General features: G+C 42.3%; 3 protein-coding genes. All 3 read right to left on the reverse strand.

Annotated features, from left to right (window positions below; genetic code table 11):
• Positions 1-392: 392 nt before the first annotated feature.
• On the reverse strand, positions 393-923 hold the full coding sequence (locus tag RSX24_RS32070) for a hypothetical protein (protein ID WP_343262892.1): 531 nt from the start codon (positions 921-923) through the stop codon (positions 393-395).
• Positions 924-1,831: 908 nt separating this feature from the next.
• Positions 1,832-2,623: a hypothetical protein gene (locus RSX24_RS32075; RefSeq protein WP_343262893.1), complete on the reverse strand. Its 792-nt coding sequence runs from the start codon at positions 2,621-2,623 to the stop codon at positions 1,832-1,834.
• A complete protein-coding gene (locus RSX24_RS32080) occupies positions 2,620-2,835 on the reverse strand; it encodes a hypothetical protein (RefSeq protein WP_343262894.1) in 216 nt (71 codons plus the stop codon). Before RSX24_RS32080 ends, RSX24_RS32075 begins: the two co-directional genes overlap by 4 nt.
• Positions 2,836-3,208: the final 373 nt, after the last annotated feature.

The following is a 3,208-nucleotide window of genomic DNA, read 5'->3' on the forward strand; positions in this document are numbered from 1 at the left end:
GCAGCCAGAAGCAACAGGTATGAAAATAATTATCGTCCGACGTTTCTGTCTTTCGTTGCAATGATTTAGACAGCGTATCTATCTGATTTACCCGTTGTAAAAACTTTGAGAAACAGGGAAAGTACGATAACAAAAAAACAGGTCAATCATGGTAGTATCTGTCCCATAATGAACCTGTTTAATGTAGTGTTAAGCGATATTTAAGGTATAAATTTCATAACATTGATGTGCGTACAAATAAATTAATGGAGTTTTTACGGATAAGTCTACTTAGATTCGGTCGTTCGATTCATTTCTTACTGGATAGGGGATTTATCAACGAAGATAATGACAAAAGACTAAGCTCCATTGATATGGACGATGTCATTTTTCCAATCAACAAACAAGGTTAATTAACTACCCTGCTCACTATCTTTAAAAAAATCTTCTTCTTTGTAAGAATAATTTAATAGCGCTAGATTTTCTTTGGTCATATACCACGTTCGATGTTCATTTAGCCTACTATTAATTAATAAATACCCGTCAATTCTCTTTAATAGTGGATATGAGGCATCATCCTCAACAACTAAATCCTGACTATTAAACTGCAATAATTTCCCGATTAGTTCAAGAAACTTTAACCACCCGGTATCAAAAGTACGCGATATAAATTGAATGCTAATATCAACGTTTGTATCCACACCATGCGTTTCGAGATTCAGCTTACGGTAACGTTCAATATATTCATCCTCATCATCTAAATTAATACTGCTCATTGAAAAATATGTGCAACCGACACTTACATATTGATTACCTGTTCGGTCCCATACCTCTGCCTCATAATCAATTAATTCTACGAATAATACTTCGCATAACATATTGTAGAGCATTTTTCCCAATTCTACTCTAGGTAAATTAGAACCAAAGGACAGCCAAAATTCCATTTACTCAAACCTCCAGTACACTCTAGTTACTTGACGACCTTCAATAACCAATAATTCATCTAAATGTTTTAGATCCTTGTGTGTTTGACTTTTTATAAATTTAATAAGCTCATCTCTTTTATCAACAGGATAATCATTTCAATTTAACACTATTCTTCTTGCTTGTTTTGTGGTTTTCACTCTGAGAGTCTTTGAGAAATGTTATTTAGTTTCGTATCTATTAGGTGTATAAGGTATATACTTATTTCCATATAGTGTGTATTCTAAACTAGTCTTCCAGTCTACATTCTGATCACCATATTTTGAACGGAAATACTCATCCCATTCTGGTCCTGTTCTTGGTGTTTTAGCACCATTACCCGTCCCCTCAGACTCTCTCTTTGAGTGTTTACTATTACCTGAAGAACCATGATTGTCAATCTTCATAATTACTGGCACGTTTCCAGCGTTGGGTAGTTGCATGTACCTAATACGCCACGGAACACTAGTCGCAGCACCTTCAGTCATTTTCCCAACCGCTTTGGCGATAAGTTCGCCCAACTAACTTAGAGATGGAGGAAATACTGCTGCATTGGTCTTAAATTTCCCATCTTTTATTACTGCGGCGGGACTGTCTGGGGTATCCCTATCTCCATGAAGGAAACCTTTTGGCCCCGAACCATCCCCGTGGTCCGACTTAGTCCCGATTTGTTGATTTTCATGGCGCCCTTCTTGGCTAGCGAACTGCCTCCAAGCGCCATTCCGGCAATATCTAGCTGAGCTAAATTCGCTTCCGCATCCGAGACCCCAGCCTGATATCTCTCTTCCTCGGTAAACGTCAACATGGTGATCGAATCCATTTTCGCCTGATTAACGAGAGGATCGATAAATTCATTCGCGACTCCTAAAGCGTCTTCTCCGAGCTCACCTCACGATTTTTGGAGTGTCACCACATCACTCACATAGTCTACCGCATTGTTAAATCCTTGAACTGTAGCATTTCGCTCTGACAACGTACCTACGGGTTCCCCTTTTACCCAGGTATATAGTTGTTGGGCTCTATCTTCACCGCCTACATTTCCGATATTGGCAATACCTCTGAATACAACATCCGCCACATCACCCACCATGCTGAGCAGACTCTTTCTCTCATCGATCATGCGATCCAGTTCGCCTTGGTGCCTTGACTCCCAATTTCGCTTCAAGCGATCTTCCTTCAATTCCGTTTCTCCCAAGCTTGCCGAGGCTTGATCGAATGCCGACTCGATCATCTCGAATGAACGATGAATTTCCGCCTCAAGCAGCACTTTCTCGCTCTTGCCGTTGGCCTCTTCTACCAATTCCACATGATCCGTGGCGGTCTGAATGAAGAGACCCTCAGCCCCCGTGAGTGTAACACTCCCACCGTTAATGGTAACATCACCCATCGATTGGATCTGGACATGTGTCGTGCTGTTTAGGGTTACACCGTTACCCGCCGCCATGGAAATGTACAACGCCCCCTCCTCGGCGGTCATGACTAACTCGCTGTCTCCGAGCGCGAATGACTTTCCTTGCGGATTTCCGAACGACTTGACCCCGGGATCTTGCATCACCTTGCTGCTTTTTGCTGCATGTGTCGCTTCCTTCAGTTCCTCCCGAACCGATTGCATGACCATCGCTTCATCTTCTTCGGCACTCGGAAAATACAGCTTCACCTTTGCACCAGGCTCGGGCATCATGTACCATACCTGACTGCCTTCTGCCGCATATGGAAACCATCTTGCTTCCCCGTTTGCTGGTTTTCATCCATATCAAGGTGGATTTTCACCTGATTGCGCTTCAAATCAATGATTTCACCTTCAATGGCTGCTCCAATGATATCCGTTTGCAACTTAGGATGGAACGTAGGCAGCGCACATGTATACGTCCACTGTAACAATCCCCGATCCATAGTTGCCTCACAACGATGGATAAGGAACGTTGCGCCTTCACAGGATATTTTGTCCCCGGGCTGCAGTTCCTGGCCCAAGCAAAAGGTAGGTCTAGTTTTTGGTGGGTCAAGAAATATGTATTTCGCAAGAAAGTTTATATTTACTACTCAAACCGCCATTCAAAACAAGCAGGCTCCGGTTGTCTTAACCGGAGCCCCTTATACTTTTCAACAACCTTCAAATGTGCAATTGAATATAACGTTCTCGTTCCGGGATATCTTCATCTCCCAATAAATCAACCTGACTAAACGCATGATTATGCTCCAATTCAGCGATAAACAACGCGTAAAAGTCTCCTGTCGTCGGATAGGTAAACAAACCATAACCTTTAGG

The sequence above is a fragment of the Paenibacillus hubeiensis genome (assembly GCF_032334105.1).
GTDB lineage: Bacteria > Bacillota > Bacilli > Paenibacillales > Paenibacillaceae > Paenibacillus > Paenibacillus hubeiensis.

Bases quoted from the DNA above. Each gene is read 5' to 3' on its own strand.
- RSX24_RS32070 (WP_343262892.1), bottom strand. From the start codon at position 923: ATGGAATTTTGGCTGTCCTTTGGTTCTAATTTACCTAGAGTAGAATTG.
- RSX24_RS32075 (WP_343262893.1), bottom strand. From the start codon at position 2,623: ATGATGCCCGAGCCTGGTGCAAAGGTGAAGCTGTATTTTCCGAGTGCC.
- RSX24_RS32080 (WP_343262894.1), bottom strand. From the start codon at position 2,835: ATGGATCGGGGATTGTTACAGTGGACGTATACATGTGCGCTGCCTACG.